Here is a 14280-nt window from a genome sequence, read left to right as displayed (position 1 = left end):
TGCACATCATGTGATGTGCACCGGGGGCGTCCGCATGTATCACCACACTTAACCCCAAACCAGACGAATCACCCTGGCGGCGGTCACCGCGCGTTGCCATCGCGTCCTATGATCGGCCGCAGCGCCCTGTTCCTCACGGTTCCTCAGGCGGGTTCCCACCCGGCCGCTCCGTCCCGAGCGTCCCGCACCGGAGTCCGTCCTCCGTGAGTGCGGCAGAGCGCGGAGCCGGCCGCCGAAGTCGGGTGACCGGCCGGACCAGCGTCAAGCGTCAGCAGCGGACGGGAGCATGCCGTGCCGGGCCAGAACGAGGGGGCCGACGCACACCACCCAGGCGTGCGGCACGAGGAACCGCGGCCACGCCGCCTCCCGCCGCCCGCCCTCCACCCCGCCCCGGCCAACGGCGCGCCCAACGGCGCGGCCGGCGGCTCGGCCCGCGCCGCCCTGGCCGAGCCCCAGGAGGCCCCGCTCGACGACGGCGCCCACCGATGCCCCGCCTGCTCGGCACCGCTCACCGACGGCGCCCACGGCGGGACGGACGGCGGCGGCGCGAACGGCCGGCCGGTGGCCGAGGGCCACGACCGGCAGCTGGCCGCCCTGCGGGCCAGCGAGTCCCGGCTGCGGGCCGCCTTCTGCGACGCGGGCATCGGCATGGCCCTGATCGATCCCGAGGACCGGATCATCGAGGTCAACCCCGCCTTCGCCGCGCTGACCGGCCGCACCGTCGACGAGCTGGTGCGGACCCACATCCACGAGATCGCCGACCCCGAGGGCATGCCGCGTCGGCTGTTCCACGCGCTCGTCCACGGCGAGCACGACCGGATCCGGGTCGAGAAGCAGCTCAAGCACCGCACGGGGCGGACGGTCTGGAGCAAGCTGACCGTCTCGCTGATCCGGGACGCCGAGGGCAACCCGCTGTACACCCTCGCCCTGGTCGAGGACATCACCGAGCAGCGCCGGCTCGGCGACCGCCTGGAGTACCAGGCCCTGCACGACCCGCTCACCCGGCTGCCCAACCGGACGTACTTCTTCGAACGCCTCGACGCCGCCTGCCTCACCCCCGACCGCTCGACCGGCGCGGCCGGGGTGACCGGGGGGCCCGGTGCGGCCGGGGTGACCGGCGGGCGCGCCACGGGCAGCGACCCGGAGGGCGCCGGGGTCGCCGTCGGGGTCAGGGCCGGCGGGACCGGCGTGGCAGGCGCCGCCGGTGCGGCCGGGCCCCGGGTCGGCGTCTGCTACCTGGACCTCGACGGGTTCGCCGCGATCAACGAGGCCCTCGGCCACCACATCGGCGACCAGCTGCTGATCGCCGTCGCGACCCGCCTGCGGCGCGGTTTCTCCGCGCACGGCACCCAGCTGGTCGCGCGGATGGGCGGCGACGAGTTCGCCGTCCTGGTGACCGACAGCCGGGACAGCGGCCAGCTCACCGACCTGGCCGCCCGGATCCTCGACGCCCTGGAACGCCCCTTCGACGTGGCCGGCCACCGGCTGGTGGTCACCGCCAGCGTCGGCGTGGTCGAACGCTCCGTGCACGAGACCACCCCCACCGACCTGGTGAAGGACGCCGACGCCACCCTCTACTGGTCCAAGGCCGACGGCCGGGCCCGTTGGACCCTCTACGACCCCGACCGGGGCGCCCACCAGCTGACCCGCCAGCTGCTCGCCACCGCGCTGCGCCCGGCGCTGGAACGCGGCGAGTTCACCATCGAGTACCAGCCGCTGGTCGGCCTGGCCGACGGCGCGGTGCACGGCGCCGAGGCCCTGGTCCGGTGGCGCCACCCGCGCTACGGGACGCTCTCGCCGGACCGCTTCATCCCGCTCGCCGAGGAGTCCGGGGCGATCGTGCCGCTCGGCAAGTGGGTACTGGAGGAGTCCTGCCGCCAGGCCCGGCGCTGGCTCACCGAGTTCCCCGACACCGAGACCTTCGTGAGCGTCAACCTGGCCGCCCGCCAGATCTGGGACTCCGATGTGGTCGCCGACGTCGCCCAGGCCCTCGAGCGCACCGGCCTGCCGGCGCGGCTGCTGCAGCTGGAGATCACCGAGAGCGCGCTGCTCGGCCCCGGCGGGCGCCCGCTCCAGGCGCTCCAGGCGCTCGCCGACATGGGCGTGCGCATCGCGATCGACGACTTCGGTACGGGCTACTCGAACCTGGCCTACCTCTCCCGGCTCCCGGTGCACGTGCTGAAGCTGGACGGCACCTTCATCGAGGGGTTCCGCGACCCGGCTCCGACCGGCGGCCGGCCCGAGCTCCCCGAGCTCCGCTCGCGGCGGAGCGACGCCGACGAGCAGATCGTGGGCGCGATGGTGCAACTGGCCCACACCCTCGGTCTGACCGTGACCGCCGAGGGCATCGAGAGCGCCGCCCAGGCCGAACGGCTGCGGCTCACCGGCTGCGACACCGCCCAGGGCTGGTACTTCGCCCGCCCCGGCGAGGCCGAGCTGGTCGCGGCGATACTCCGCGACGGCCGGGAGGACCGGGGCGCCCCGGATCGGCGCTAGCCCGGTCGGCCCCGGCCCTGTTCCCGGCCCGGCACTGCCCCGGCTGCGGTCGCGGACCCGGTCGCGGCCCCGGTCGCTCAGGTGGTCGCGGTCCGGTCGCCGGTCAGACCGTACGCCTCGGCGATCAGACCGTAGGAGCGCAGCCGCGCCTCATGGCCGTGGATGTGCGAGGTCACCATCAGCTCGTCCACCCCGGTCCGCTTGCGGAGCGCCTCCAGCCCCTCGGCCACCTCGCCCGGCGCGCCCAGGACGACATTGCCCAGCCAGTCGTCGATGAAGTCCGCCTCCGCCGGGCTGTACGGGTGGGACTCGGCCTCCTCGGGGGTGGGGATCGGCCCCGGGTTGCCCCGGCGCAGCCGCAGCATGCCGAGCGCCGCGGAGCGGGCCAGGCGGCGGGCGGACGCCTCGTCGTCGGCCGCGACCGCGCTCACCCCGATCAGCGCGTACGGCTCGTCGAGAACGGCGGAGGGGCGGAACTCCGAGCGGTAGAGGTCGAGCGCCGGCAGGGTGTTCGCGCTGCTGAAGTGGTGCGCGAAGGCGAACGGCAGGCCGAGCCGGCCGGCCAGCTGGGCGCTGAATCCGGAGGAGCCGAGCAGCCAGACCGGCGGCCGTCCCTCTCCCCGGGGGACGGCGGTGAGCCGCTCGTACGGGTGTCCGGCGGGGAAGCTGCCGTCGAGGAAATGGGTCAGCTCGGCGAGCTGGCGGGGGAAGTCGTCGGCGCCCTCGCCGAGGCCCCGGCGCAGCGCCCGGGCGGTGGCCTGGTCGGTGCCGGGGGCCCGGCCGAGGCCGAGGTCGATCCGGCCGGGGTGGAGCGATTCCAGCAGCCCGAACTGCTCGGCGATCGCCAGCGGGGCGTGGTTGGGCAGCATCACGCCGCCGGAGCCGAGGCGCAGGGTGGTGGTGTGGGCCCCGAGGTGGGCCAGCAGGACGGCGGGCGTGGAGCTGGCGACGCCGGGCATGCCGTGGTGCTCGGCGACCCAGAAGCGGTGGTAGCCCCACCGTTCGGCGCTGCGGGCGAGGGTGGTGGTCGCGGCGAGCGCCTGGGCGGGCGTGTAGCCGACCCCGACGGTGGCCAGGTCGAGGATCGACAGCGGCGCGGGCGCCGTTCCCCGGGCGGTGCCCCGGATCGCGTCCGCGGCGCGCGGCCCGGCCCCGTCCTCCCGCTGGCTTCCCTGCCTGTCCTCGGTCGTCATGCCGTCCGTCCTCCTGGCCCTGGTCGGTACCGTCCGCCGGTGCGGTCCACCGGCGCTGCCCACCGGTGGCGGTCGGTGCCGCCGGTGCCGACAGTGGTCAACCCCGATCCCGGGCCCCCTTGTTCCCCGCCCTCGGCCCGGCCGGGGCTGACTCAGAGCCAGCGGACGAACACCCGTGGCGACTTCACGCCAGCGCGGGAAGTCGCCAGCCCGAGGGCTCGCGATCGGCGGTCGGCTTCCGGCAGGCTAGGGCTCAGGCGGATCACCCAACCGGATCCGTACTCACCAGCAAGGTCGTCGGGCTGGACCAGCGCCGACCGATCCCCGCGAGCCCCCGGAGCGGCACCCCGCCCCGGGGGCTCGTGCCATTGCCGCCCCGGGATGCCCACCGCGACCGGGAAGACGGACCGGCCGGAGGCCCGGCATCCGTGACCCCGACCACAGACCGGGGTGCTTCATGGCATGAAAAGTCGAGGCGCTAGCGTTGTCCCTTGCAACCACTGCTCCCCCGGGCAGCTTGGAGGGAGTAGGGACATGGATATCGCAGCGCTGGTCGGATCCTCGTGGATCTGCGCCCTCGCGCTCTGCGCCGTCCTCGGCGACGCCTTCCTCCCCTTTCTCCCCAGCGGGACCCTCGTCATCCTCGCGGTGCTCAAGACGGCGCAGATAGACGGCGCCCCCGTGCTGCTCGGGCTCGGGGTGGCCACGGCCTCCTTCCTCGGTGATCTCCTGCTGCTGCGGCTGGCACGCCGCGGTGCGCCGATGGTCAGCCGCCGACTGGAGCACCGTCCGAAGCTGGCGGCCAGCGTGACCCGGGTCCAGCAGGCGCTGGACGGGCGCACCACCCGGGCGGCGGCGGCCATGGTGGTGATCGCCCGCTTCGTGCCGGCCGGGCGGACCATCCTCGACCTGGCCATCGGCCACTCCCCCGGCCATCCCCACCGCTTCCTGCGGTGGTCGGCGCTGGCCGCGTTGATCTGGGCGGCCTACATCGTGACCCTGGGCTGGCTCAACAGCCACTGGTTCGACACCGCCTGGCTGAGCCTCGCGGTCTCCTGTGCTGCCGCCACTCTGGTGAGCACCGCCATCGCGCGGGTCGTACGCCGCAACCGCCGGCTCTCCCTCGGCTGACGCCGCGACGGTGGCGCCCTGGAAGCGCCCCTTCCGCGAAACGGGCGAAGCGTCACAGAACGGCAACAGAAGACATTTCTTCGCATCCCGCACAGCCGTTCCCCGCGTGTTCAGTGCCGGCGGACCTCGGGCCTTTGGTGACCCCTGCGTTCGCATGACATGCTAACGACGGATAATCAATCAATTGTCCGATATGACCGGCGCGGCCTCGGTCGCGGCCATCACCCGGTCCGGACACCCAGGGGAGACGATGGCCAGCATCTCGCGCAGGACCGTGCTCACAGCCACCGCAGCGACTGCGGCTCTCGGAGCGGTGGCGGCCTGTTCCGGGGGCGGCTCGGGATCGGCCGACCCCACCGGATCGGCCTCGGGCTCCGCCCCGGTCCCCACGACCGGCACCGGCAGCACCGGGCCGACCACGACCGGAACCCCCACCGGGACCCCGGCCAAGGGCACCCCGATCGGGGACGGCTCGACCTCCGACACCGGCCCGCAGCCGAACCAGCCCAAGCCGGAGAAGCTCAAGCCGGGCGAGCGCCCGCCGCAGTTCGTGGTCTTCTCCTGGGACGGCGCCGGTGCCACCGAGGACAACCAGTTCCCCCGGTTCCTCAAGCTCGCCGAGGAGCACAAGGCCTCGATGACCTTCTTCCTCTCGGGCATCTACACCCTGCCCAAGGGCAAGGCCGACCTGTACCACCCGCCGAAGCACGCGGTCGGTGCCTCCGACATCCCCTACCTGTCGGACGGCGCGGTGAAGAACACCATCAAGCTCATCAGCCAGGCCTGGCTGGCCGGCCATGAGATAGGCACCCACTTCAACGGCCACTTCTGCTCGACCCGCTCGGACGGCAACGGCGTCAACAAGTGGACCCCCGAGGACTGGCAGAGCGAGATAGACCAGGCCGTCGGCTTCGTGACCCAGTGGAGGACCAACACCGGCTTCACCGACGTCGACCCGCTCCCCTTCGACTACAAGAAGGAACTGATCGGCGGCCGCACCCCCTGTCTGGAGGGGCAGAAGACCCTGCTGCCGACCATCGCCAACCTGGGGTGGAAGTACGACGCCAGCTCCTCGGGCGGCCAGCAGATCTGGCCCCAGAAGGTGCAGGACGGCAAGATCTGGGACCTCCAGCTGCAGAGCATCCCCTTCCCGGGGCACACCTTCCAGGTGCTCTCCATGGACTACAACATCCTGGCCAACCAGTCCTCCGGCAGCACCAAGGGGGACCCGGCCAAGTACGAGGACTGGCGCACCCAGGCCCGGGACGCCTACCTGGCCGGGTTCGACCGCGCCTACAACGGCAACCGCGCGCCGTTCTTCATCGGCAACCACTTCGAGCAGTGGAACGGCGGCATCTACATGGACGCCGTCGAGGAGACGCTCAAGACCATCGCGGGCAAGCCCGACGTCCGGCTGGTCTCCTTCAAGCAGCTCGTCGAGTGGCTGGAGGTGCAGGACCAGTCCACCCTGCGCAAGCTGCGCACGCTCAACGTCGGACAGGCGCCGGCCGGGGGCTGGGAGACCTTCCTGGGCGCGGCCGGCTGACCCGTCGCGACGGCTACTCGGCGGCGGGCCCGGCGGAGGCCGTGCCGAGCACTGCCCGGACCACCGCCTCGGCCCCGGCAGGGCCCCAGAGGATCGAGTAGTGGTTGGTGTCCGGTACCCGGGACACCGGGACCGGGTGGGCGCGGTCCAGCCCTACGACGGCGAGCCGCTTCTCGTCGTAGAGGCCCTGCGGCTCGTCGAACAGGCCGCGCTCCGCCCAGAGCAGTTCGCCCGGGCAGGGCAGCCGGTGCACGGCGGCGGCCGCCTCCTGGTCCAGCAGGACCTGAGCCCCGTCCGTCTCGACCGCCGCCAGCACGCAGGAGGAGCGCAGCTCGGGTTCGTCGCCGACGAGGTCGCGCTGGGTGTAGGCGTCGATCTCCTCGGACCAGTCGGCGGCGAAGGCCGGGTGCCGCTGCCAGAACTCGCGGTACGCCTGCCGGTCGGGGAAGGCCATCGACAGCCGGGCCAGCGCCGGCCCGAGCACGGCGGCCAGGGCGTCCTCCTCGCTCACGCCCTCGGGCAGCGGGAAGCTGACCGCGCCGTCGACCAGCACCACCCGGCTGACCAGCTCCGGGTGGCGGACGGCGGTCAGGGCCGTCACCCACGCGCCCATGGAGTGGCCGACCACGACGGTCGGCCCCAGGCCGAGCCCGGCGATCAGGGCCGCGACGTCGTCGGCGTGGCGGGCGAGTCCGTACGGCTCCCCGAGGGCGCGGCTGCCCCCGCGCCCGCGCAGGTCCGGCGCGAGCAGGGTGGCCCGCCCGGCGAGCCGGCGGGCGACCTCGAACCAGGCGAGGCCGTTGGCGGTGATGCCGTGCACCGCCACGACGGTCGGGGCGCCGGGCACGGTGGCCGGCCACCGGAGCACGGACAGCTCCCCGCCGGGGACCGGGACACTCAGCTGCTCCGGGGCCACCGGCCCGCCGGGGGCCCCGGACCGCTCGGGCGGAGCGGGCTCGGCGGATCGGTCGGACGCCCGGGGTATCGACGGGCTCTCGAACTGGCTCACGCGGGACTACCTCCGGTAGGACGGACACTGGGCGGTACTGCGACCCGGGCCGAGCGGGTGGAGCGGGCGGCGCGGATCCGGGCGGGCAGCCTGGCCAGGCCGCCCGGCAGCACATAGACAACGGCGACGAAGAGGCCGCCCAGCAGGAAGAGCGGCTGGGAGAGCGGGACCCGCAGGATCGCCGGCAGCTCGGCGATGGTGGCGGAGTTGGCGAGGTCGCCGAGCCGGTGGCCGGCCCAGGTGTAGATGACCCCGCCGAGCAGCGGACCCCAGCGCATGCCGGATCCGCCGAGCACGACCATCACCAGCAGCGAGAGGGTCGCGTCCGAGGTGGCGGCCTGCGGGGTGGCGCCACCGGTGAGCAGCAGGTACACCACCCCGCCCGCCCCCGCGAGGCCGCCGGCGAGCACGAAGGCGACCAACTTGTAGCCGTAGGGGCGGAGTCCGAGCACCTCGACCCGGCGTTCGTTCTCCCGGATGCCCTCCCAGACCCGGCCGGCCGGGGAGCTGACGGCCCAGTGGACGACGGCGAGGGTCAGGACCAGGTAGGCGAGGGCGATCCAATACAGGTTGGCGGTGTTCTCGATGCCCAGGAGGGCGGCGGGCAGTCGGTCGGCCGGTGCCGACCGGCCCTCCTCGCCGCCGGTCAGCCCGCCGGGGTTGCGCTGGACGAGGATCGAACCGGCCTGCGCGAAGGCCAGGGTGACCATGGAGAAGCCGATGCCGGTGACGCGGAGGCTGACCGAGCCGAGCAGCAGGGCCAGCGCGACGGTGCAGGCGACGCCGAAGGCGGCCGCCGCCGCGAACGGCAGCCGGAGCTCCAGCATGGCGAGGTCGGTGGTGTAGAGGCCGGTCGCGAAGTACAGCGCGTGGCCGAAGGAGAGCAGTCCGGTACGGCCGAGCAGGAGGTCGTACCCGGAGGCGAGGGCCCCGTAGAGCAGGCACAGGGCAATGAGTTGGAGACTTCCGGGGCTGCCGAGCGGTCCGTCGAGCAGTCCCGGAACGGGAAGCGCACTGTATGGGGCGACAAGGAGCAGGATCAGCAGAGCGATCGGCCACGATCGTAGCCCTCGCCGCAGGATTGTCGAGCGATTTGTGATTGATTCACCCGTTCGAGCGATTCCAGTCCGTTCGGGACGTCCTGGGCGGCTTTCGGTGGCGTCGATGTCAGTGCCGGGCCGTACGGTCACGGCGGTGCGGTCGGCGGCGGTGCCACCGGTGCTCGTGGCGGGGGTGTCGGCGCTCACGCGAGCCTCCCGGTGAGTCCGCGGGGCCGTACCAGGAGCAGGACGGCCAGCAGGACGACGACCGAGAGGTCGCCGAGGCCGGCGGCGGTGTAGTAGTTGGCGAACTGCTGCACCAGGCCCACGCACACCGAGGCGACGGCGGCTCCGGTGACGGAGCCCATGCCGCCCATCACGACGACGACGAAGGCGAAGACGAGCAGACCGGTGCCCTGACCGGGATTGACCGAACCGAAGTAGAGGCCGCCGAGGGCGCCGCCGAGCGAGGCGGCGGCGCCCCCGATGGCGAAGACGAGTGTGAACGCCTTACGCACGTCGATGCCGAGCGCAGTGACCATGGCCCGGTCCTCGACACCGGCCCGGACGATCAGCCCGTAGCGGGTCCGGGCGAGGAACACCTTCAGAGCGAGCAGGAGCAGCACGGCCGCGGCCACGAGCACGAAGCGGTTCACCGGGACGGTCGCACCGAGCACGTGCCAGGTGCCGGAGAGCAGCGCCGGCTGCGGGAAGGGGCGGGCGTCGGCGCCCCAGATGCCCATCAACAGGGCGGGCACGGCCAGCCCGACGCCGACGGTGGCGAGGATCTGGTCGCGCGGACGGCTGTAGAGCGGCCGGATCAGGGTGAGTTCCAGCAGGACGGCGGCGGCCGTTCCGACCAGTGTGCCGAAGGGCACCGCGAGCCAGAAGGAGAGACCGGCCTCGGCACCTGCCCACCAGGTGGCATAGGCGCCGATCGAGAGCAGGGCGCCGTGCGCGAAGTTGAGTACGTCCATCAGACCGAAGATCAGCGAGAGACCGGAGGCGACCAGGAAGTACAGCGCTCCCAGGCCCAACCCGGTACAGGAGAGGAGGACGACGGTGTCCATCAGGGGTTCACCTCCGTAGGAGCGGGGGCGGAAGCGCGACCGGGACGGCGGCCGCCGACGCCGAGCAGCCGGCGGGCGGCGTCCTCGTCGGCCAACAGCTCGGCGGTGTCGCCCCGGTGGGCGGTGCGACCGTCGGCCAGGACGGCGCAGGTCCCGGCCAGCCGCCGGACCAGGGCGAGGTTCTGCTCGACGAGCAGGACCGGTACGGCCTGCGCCGCGCGGGCCAGCACCTCGGCCACCTCGGCGACGATCTTCGGCGCCAGGCCCTTGGTGGGCTCGTCGGCGATGATCAGCCGGTTCCGGTTGAGCAGGGTCCGGCCGATGGCCACCATCTGCTGCTGCCCGCCGGAGAGCGTTCCGGCCAACTGGCCGGCTCGTCGCTGGAGTTCGGGGAACAGCTCGTGGACCAGCCGGTAGTCGGGTTCGGCGCCCCCGGCCCGCTCGGCGAGCCGGAGGTTCTCGGCGACCGTCAGGCCGGCGAAGATCCCGCGGTCCTCCGGGGCGTAGCCGATGCCCTGGCGGACCACCAGATGCGTGGGAAGGGAGGAGAGTTCGGCGCCGGCGAACCGGATGCTTCCGGTTCGCGGCGCCAGGCCCATCACGGCTTTGACCGTGGTGGTCTTGCCGGCGCCGTTGCGGCCCAGCAGGGCCGTCACGCCGGTCGGCGCGACATCGAAGTCGACGCCGTGCAGGATGTGCAGCCCGTCGATGACCACCCGGAGATCGCGAACGGAGAGGAGGGAACGGTCGGAGGCAGCGAAGTCGTGCTCGGTCACAACGCCTCCCCCAGGTAGGCCTGTTGCACGGTGGCGTCGGCCATCACGGCGTCCGGCGTGTCCAGGGCGAGCAGGGTGCCGTGGTGCATCACGGCAAGCCGGTCGGCGAGGCCCAGCAGGACGTCCATGTGGTGCTCCACCATCAGCACGGTGCGGCCGAGATCCCGGTGGACGGAGCGGATCAGGGCGGTGAGGGCCGGCACCTCCTCCGCGCTGACCCCGGCCATCGGCTCGTCGAGCAGGATCAGCCTCGGATCGGAGACCAGCAGGACGGCGAGTTCGAGTTTGCGCTTCTCGCCGTGGGAGAGCGCGCTCGCCAGGGTGTCGGCGCGGTGGGAGAGTTCGGTGCGCTCCAGGGTCTCGGCCACCTGCTCCGGGTAGCGGCCGGCCCGGCGCCAGAGCCGGTACGAGGCGCGGGGTCCGGCGGCGGCCTGCGCGGCGAGGCGGACGTGGTCCGCCACCGACATCCCGGGCCACAGGGAGGAGGTCTGGAAGGTCCGGCCGAGGCCACGGCGCGCGCGGGCGTGGACGGGCTCGGCGGTGATGTCGGTGCCGTCGAGTTCGAGGCGGCCGTGGCTCGCCGGGTAGAGGCCGGAGATCAGGTTGAACAGGGAGGTCTTGCCCGCGCCGTTGGGGCCGATGAAGGCGATGAACTCGCCTTCCGGGACGGCGAAGGAGACGTCCTCGACGATCGGCACACCGCGGACGGACCAGCCCAGGCCGGTCGCCCGCAGCACCGGGGCGGTCCTGGTGGCGGGAGAACCGTCGTGAGGGGCCCGGGCGGAGACGGGAGGAGCGGAGGAGGGTCGGGGCACGGTGATCAGCCCGCCATCGGGGTGACCGGGGGCGCCGCCTCGTCGGCGGTCAGCGTCTTCTCGACCGAAGGCTCGGCGGCCGCGCCGGTGCCGCTGAGCCGGACCTGGAACATCGGCTGGAGGAGGGCGTGGTCCTCGGCGCGCACCGTGGTCCGGCCCTTGACCCCGTCGAAGCTCCAGCCTTCGAGGGCCTTCACCAGGGCGGCGGTGTCGTCGGCCGAGCCGTGGTTGGCCTCGACAGCGTGCACGATCATCTGGGCGGCGGTGAAGCCGTCCGGGGTGAAGATGTCGGACTTGCCGCCGGCGGCGGTCACGGCCTCGTCCATGGCCTTCTCCACCGGGGTGCCGGCGGCCCCGCCGAAGTAGTGGTTCAGAAAGGAGATCTTCTCCCCGGCCGGGCCGAACAGCGGGTAGGAGGCGGCGAGGTCCAGTCCGGTGACGACCTTGGTGTCGGCGAAGACGTCCTGCTGGTTGAGCGCCGTCCAGAGGGCCGCCGCGGTGTCGCCGGCCCAGGCCACGAACAGCAGGTCGGGCTTGGCGCTCTTGGCCTGGGTGGCGAACGGGGTCAGGTCGGTCGCGCTCGGCGGGGCGAGCACCGCGTCGACCGTGGCGCCCTGGGCGCCCAGCACGCCCTTGACGGCGGCCACGTTGGCCTGCCCGAAGGCGTTGTCCTGCGCGAGCACGGCGACCCTCTTGCCCTTGGCGTCGCCGATGAAGGAGGCCGCCGTCCGGATGTCCTGGTAGGACTGGCGGCCGGAACGGAAGGTGTACTTGTTGAGTCCGGTGACCTTGTCGGCGGCGGCCGGGCCGCTGATGAAGAGCACCTTGTTCTGGGCGGCGATCGGGCCGACCTGCAGGGCGACGCCGGAGGCGGTGGAGCCGGCCAGGATCTTGTGGCCCTTGCCGATGAGGTCCTTGGCGGCCGACACCGCCTTGGCCGGGTCCCCCGCGTCGTCCTGCTCCTCGAACTCGATCCGGTGCCCGTCGACCGCGCCGGTGCCCTTGGTCGCGTAGTTCAGCCCCGCCTTGAAACCCTCCAGGTACTGCTTGCCGTACGCGGCGAGCGGGCCGGTCCTGGAGTACACCAGGCCGACCTTGACCGGGCTCTTCGCGCCGGCGCCGTCCGCCGCGGCGGTGCCCGCGGTGCCGGCCTTGGCGCAGCCGGCCGCGAGGAGGACGCAGGCCGCGACGGCGGTGAGCCCGCGGACGGGGCGGGCGCCGGAGCGGGTCCTGGTGGGGGCTGTCGAGCTGCGCATGATGACCGGCTCCTGAGGGTGCTGTGGGGGTGGTTGCCGGAACCGTAGGTGGGGTGTGCGGGCGGCGACATGTGCCCGGCCGACGCATCAGCCCACGTCGCTGTGGTGGTCGGCTCCATACCGCCCGCCGGACGACGGCCCGGCGGCGCCCCGGTGTGGTCGCGTGCCATGAGTCCCCGACGGGGCGTGGCGGCGGCCGCCATGGCCGCGCGGGGCCGGCCGACGGACGGTTGGTGCGGCGGACCACCGCCCGCTCCCACTCCCCCTCACGAGGTGACACCTTGGACAAGGTCCTGGACTCCGCCGCCGACGCCATCGGCGACATCCCCGACGGCGCGGTGCTCGCCGTCGGCGGCTTCGGCCTCTGCGGCATCCCCAGCACGCTCATCGGGGCACTCACGGCCACCGACACCACCGGGCTGCGGGTGGTGTCGAACAACTGCGGGGTGGACGACTGGGGGCTGGGGCTGCTGCTGCGGGCCGGGCGGATCGCCCGGATGACCTCCTCCTACGTCGGGGAGAACAAGGAGTTCGCACGGCAGTACCTCTCCGGCGAACTGGAGGTCGAGCTGATACCGCAGGGCACACTCGCCGAGCGGCTGCGGGCCGGCGGTGCGGGGATCCCCGCGTTCTTCACCCCCGCCGGGGTCGGCACCCAGGTCGAGGAGGGCGGGCTGCCGTGGCGGTACGCGGCGGACGGATCGGTCGCGGTGGCCTCGCCGCCGAAGGCCGTCCGGGAGTTCGGCGGCCGCCGCTACCTGTTGGAGGAGGCCATCACGGCGGACTTCGCCCTGGTCCGCGCCGAGGTCGCGGACCGGCACGGCAACTGTGTGTTCCACGCCGCCGCCCGGAACTTCAACCCGCTCTGCGCGACGGCCGGGCGGATCACCGTGGTCGAGGCGGACCGGATCGTCGAACCCGGCGAGCTGGACCCGGACGCCGTCCACCTGCCGGGGGTGTACGTCGACCGGGTGGTCGCCGCCGACCCGCAGGACCGGCGGATCGAGCGCCGCACCGTCCGCGCGGGCCGAAGCGCAGATGCCGCGCCCACCGCCCCGACCGCCCTGGACGCCCGGAACGCGCTCGCCGCCCGGGCGGCGCGCGAACTGCGGGACGGCCAGTACGTGAACCTCGGTATCGGCCTGCCCACGCTGATCCCCGATCACCTCCCGCACGGCGTGCACGTGGTGCTGCACTCCGAGAACGGCGTCCTGGGTGTCGGCCCGTACCCGGCGGCGGGCGAGGAGCACCCCGACCTGATCAACGCGGGGAAGGAGACCGTGACCCTCACCGCCGGGGCCTCGTCCTTCGACTCCGCGTTCTCCTTCGGCATGGTCCGGGCGGGCCGGATCGACGTCTCGGTGCTCGGCGCGATGCAGGTCTCGGCCACCGGGGACCTCGCCAACTGGACCATCCCGGGCCGGACGGTGAAGGGCATGGGCGGCGCCATGGACCTGGTGCACGGCGCCCGGCGGCTGATCGTCGTGATGGAGCACACCGCGCGGGACGGCTCGCCGAAGATCGTCGAACGGCTCTCACTTCCCGCCACCGGACGGGGCGTTGTGGACCGGATCGTCACGGACCTCGCGGTGGTCGACGTGACGCCGGAGGGCCTGCGGCTGGTGGAGACGGCGCCCGGAGTCACCTTCGACGAGGTGCGGGCGGCGACCGGGGCCACCCTGCTGCCACCAGCCCGACCCGCCCACTGAGTCGGCTGAACCGGCTGCCCCCACCGAGCCCGCCGAACCGACCGAACCGACCGAACCGCGCACAGTCTCGAACAATCCGGAGGCGCCGATACGCGTTCCAATCCCCATAACACCGATGCGCCCGTGATTGGCCGGGAATCGCCATATCCCGTTCCCCGCACGCCGATCATTCTCCGGACCGGTTGCAATCGGGCTTCCCCTCCGGGACAGTTGGGGAAGCCCGGGGATCCCGGCATCCC

General features: G+C 73.2%; 11 protein-coding genes. 4 read left to right on the top strand and 7 right to left on the bottom strand.

Annotated features, from left to right (window positions below):
- Positions 1-333: 333 nt before the first annotated feature.
- Positions 334-2496: a putative bifunctional diguanylate cyclase/phosphodiesterase gene (locus tag ABTX81_RS15525; protein WP_350544969.1), complete on the top strand. Its 2163-nt coding sequence runs from the start codon at positions 334-336 to the stop codon at positions 2494-2496.
- 77 nt (positions 2497-2573) lie between these two features.
- Here the strand turns inward: ABTX81_RS15525 and ABTX81_RS15520 are convergent, their stop codons facing one another.
- On the bottom strand, positions 2574-3689 hold the full coding sequence (locus ABTX81_RS15520) for an LLM class flavin-dependent oxidoreductase (RefSeq protein ID WP_350544966.1): 1116 nt from the start codon (positions 3687-3689) through the stop codon (positions 2574-2576).
- A 534-nt stretch (positions 3690-4223) separates the two neighbouring features.
- Here ABTX81_RS15520 and ABTX81_RS15515 point away from each other — a divergent pair.
- Positions 4224-4820, top strand: a complete 597-nt coding sequence (locus ABTX81_RS15515; RefSeq protein ID WP_350544963.1) for a DedA family protein — start codon at positions 4224-4226, stop codon at positions 4818-4820.
- Between the two features lie 250 nt (positions 4821-5070).
- Positions 5071-6366 (top strand): polysaccharide deacetylase family protein, encoded by a 1296-nt coding sequence (locus tag ABTX81_RS15510; protein ID WP_350544960.1) that lies wholly within the window; start codon positions 5071-5073, stop codon positions 6364-6366.
- A 13-nt stretch (positions 6367-6379) separates the two neighbouring features.
- On the opposite strand, the gene ABTX81_RS15505 is transcribed toward ABTX81_RS15510, so the two are convergent.
- The 6 genes from ABTX81_RS15505 to ABTX81_RS15480 all read right to left on the bottom strand — a co-directional run bounded on the left by ABTX81_RS15505 (position 6380) and on the right by ABTX81_RS15480 (position 12332).
- Entirely contained in the window at positions 6380-7282 is a 903-nt protein-coding gene (locus ABTX81_RS15505) for an alpha/beta fold hydrolase (RefSeq protein ID WP_350545062.1), read from the bottom strand.
- Between the two features lie 89 nt (positions 7283-7371).
- Positions 7372-8457 carry a branched-chain amino acid ABC transporter permease gene (locus ABTX81_RS15500; RefSeq protein ID WP_502892783.1) on the bottom strand — a complete coding sequence of 362 codons (1086 nt, stop codon included), beginning with the start codon at positions 8455-8457 and terminating at the stop codon, positions 7372-7374.
- Positions 8458-8618: 161 nt separating this feature from the next.
- Positions 8619-9485 (bottom strand): branched-chain amino acid ABC transporter permease, encoded by an 867-nt coding sequence (locus ABTX81_RS15495; protein ID WP_350544956.1) that lies wholly within the window; start codon positions 9483-9485, stop codon positions 8619-8621.
- On the bottom strand, positions 9485-10261 hold the full coding sequence (locus ABTX81_RS15490) for an ABC transporter ATP-binding protein (protein ID WP_350544953.1): 777 nt from the start codon (positions 10259-10261) through the stop codon (positions 9485-9487). Before ABTX81_RS15490 ends, ABTX81_RS15495 begins: the two co-directional genes overlap by 1 nt.
- The gene (locus tag ABTX81_RS15485; RefSeq protein ID WP_350544950.1) at positions 10258-10998 is read right to left on the bottom strand and encodes an ABC transporter ATP-binding protein; all 741 of its coding nucleotides are present in this window, start codon (positions 10996-10998) and stop codon (positions 10258-10260) included. The genes ABTX81_RS15490 and ABTX81_RS15485 overlap by 4 nt, the downstream gene beginning before the upstream one ends.
- Positions 10999-11081: 83 nt before the next feature.
- A complete protein-coding gene (locus ABTX81_RS15480; RefSeq protein ID WP_350544947.1) occupies positions 11082-12332 on the bottom strand; it encodes a substrate-binding domain-containing protein in 1251 nt (416 codons plus the stop codon).
- Positions 12333-12613: 281 nt separating this feature from the next.
- Between ABTX81_RS15480 and ABTX81_RS39650 the strand changes: the two genes are divergently transcribed.
- A complete protein-coding gene (locus ABTX81_RS39650; RefSeq protein ID WP_502892780.1) occupies positions 12614-14041 on the top strand; it encodes a 3-oxoacid CoA-transferase in 1428 nt (475 codons plus the stop codon).
- Positions 14042-14280: the final 239 nt, after the last annotated feature.

The sequence above is a fragment of the Kitasatospora sp. NPDC097605 genome (genome assembly GCF_040302725.1).
GTDB lineage: Bacteria > Actinomycetota > Actinomycetes > Streptomycetales > Streptomycetaceae > Kitasatospora.
The sequence above is the reverse complement of the archived record's forward strand: the minus strand, read 5'-3'. Positions and strand labels throughout refer to the sequence as shown.

Excerpts from the sequence above, each read along its gene's own strand:
- ABTX81_RS15520 (WP_350544966.1), bottom strand. The coding sequence starts at position 3,689 with ATGACGACCGAGGACAGGCAGGGAAGCCAGCGGGAGGACGGGGCCGGG.
- ABTX81_RS15515 (WP_350544963.1), top strand. The coding sequence starts at position 4,224 with ATGGATATCGCAGCGCTGGTCGGATCCTCGTGGATCTGCGCCCTCGCG.
- ABTX81_RS15510 (WP_350544960.1), top strand. The coding sequence starts at position 5,071 with ATGGCCAGCATCTCGCGCAGGACCGTGCTCACAGCCACCGCAGCGACT.
- ABTX81_RS15495 (WP_350544956.1), bottom strand. The coding sequence starts at position 9,485 with ATGGACACCGTCGTCCTCCTCTCCTGTACCGGGTTGGGCCTGGGAGCG.
- ABTX81_RS15480 (WP_350544947.1), bottom strand. The coding sequence starts at position 12,332 with ATGCGCAGCTCGACAGCCCCCACCAGGACCCGCTCCGGCGCCCGCCCC.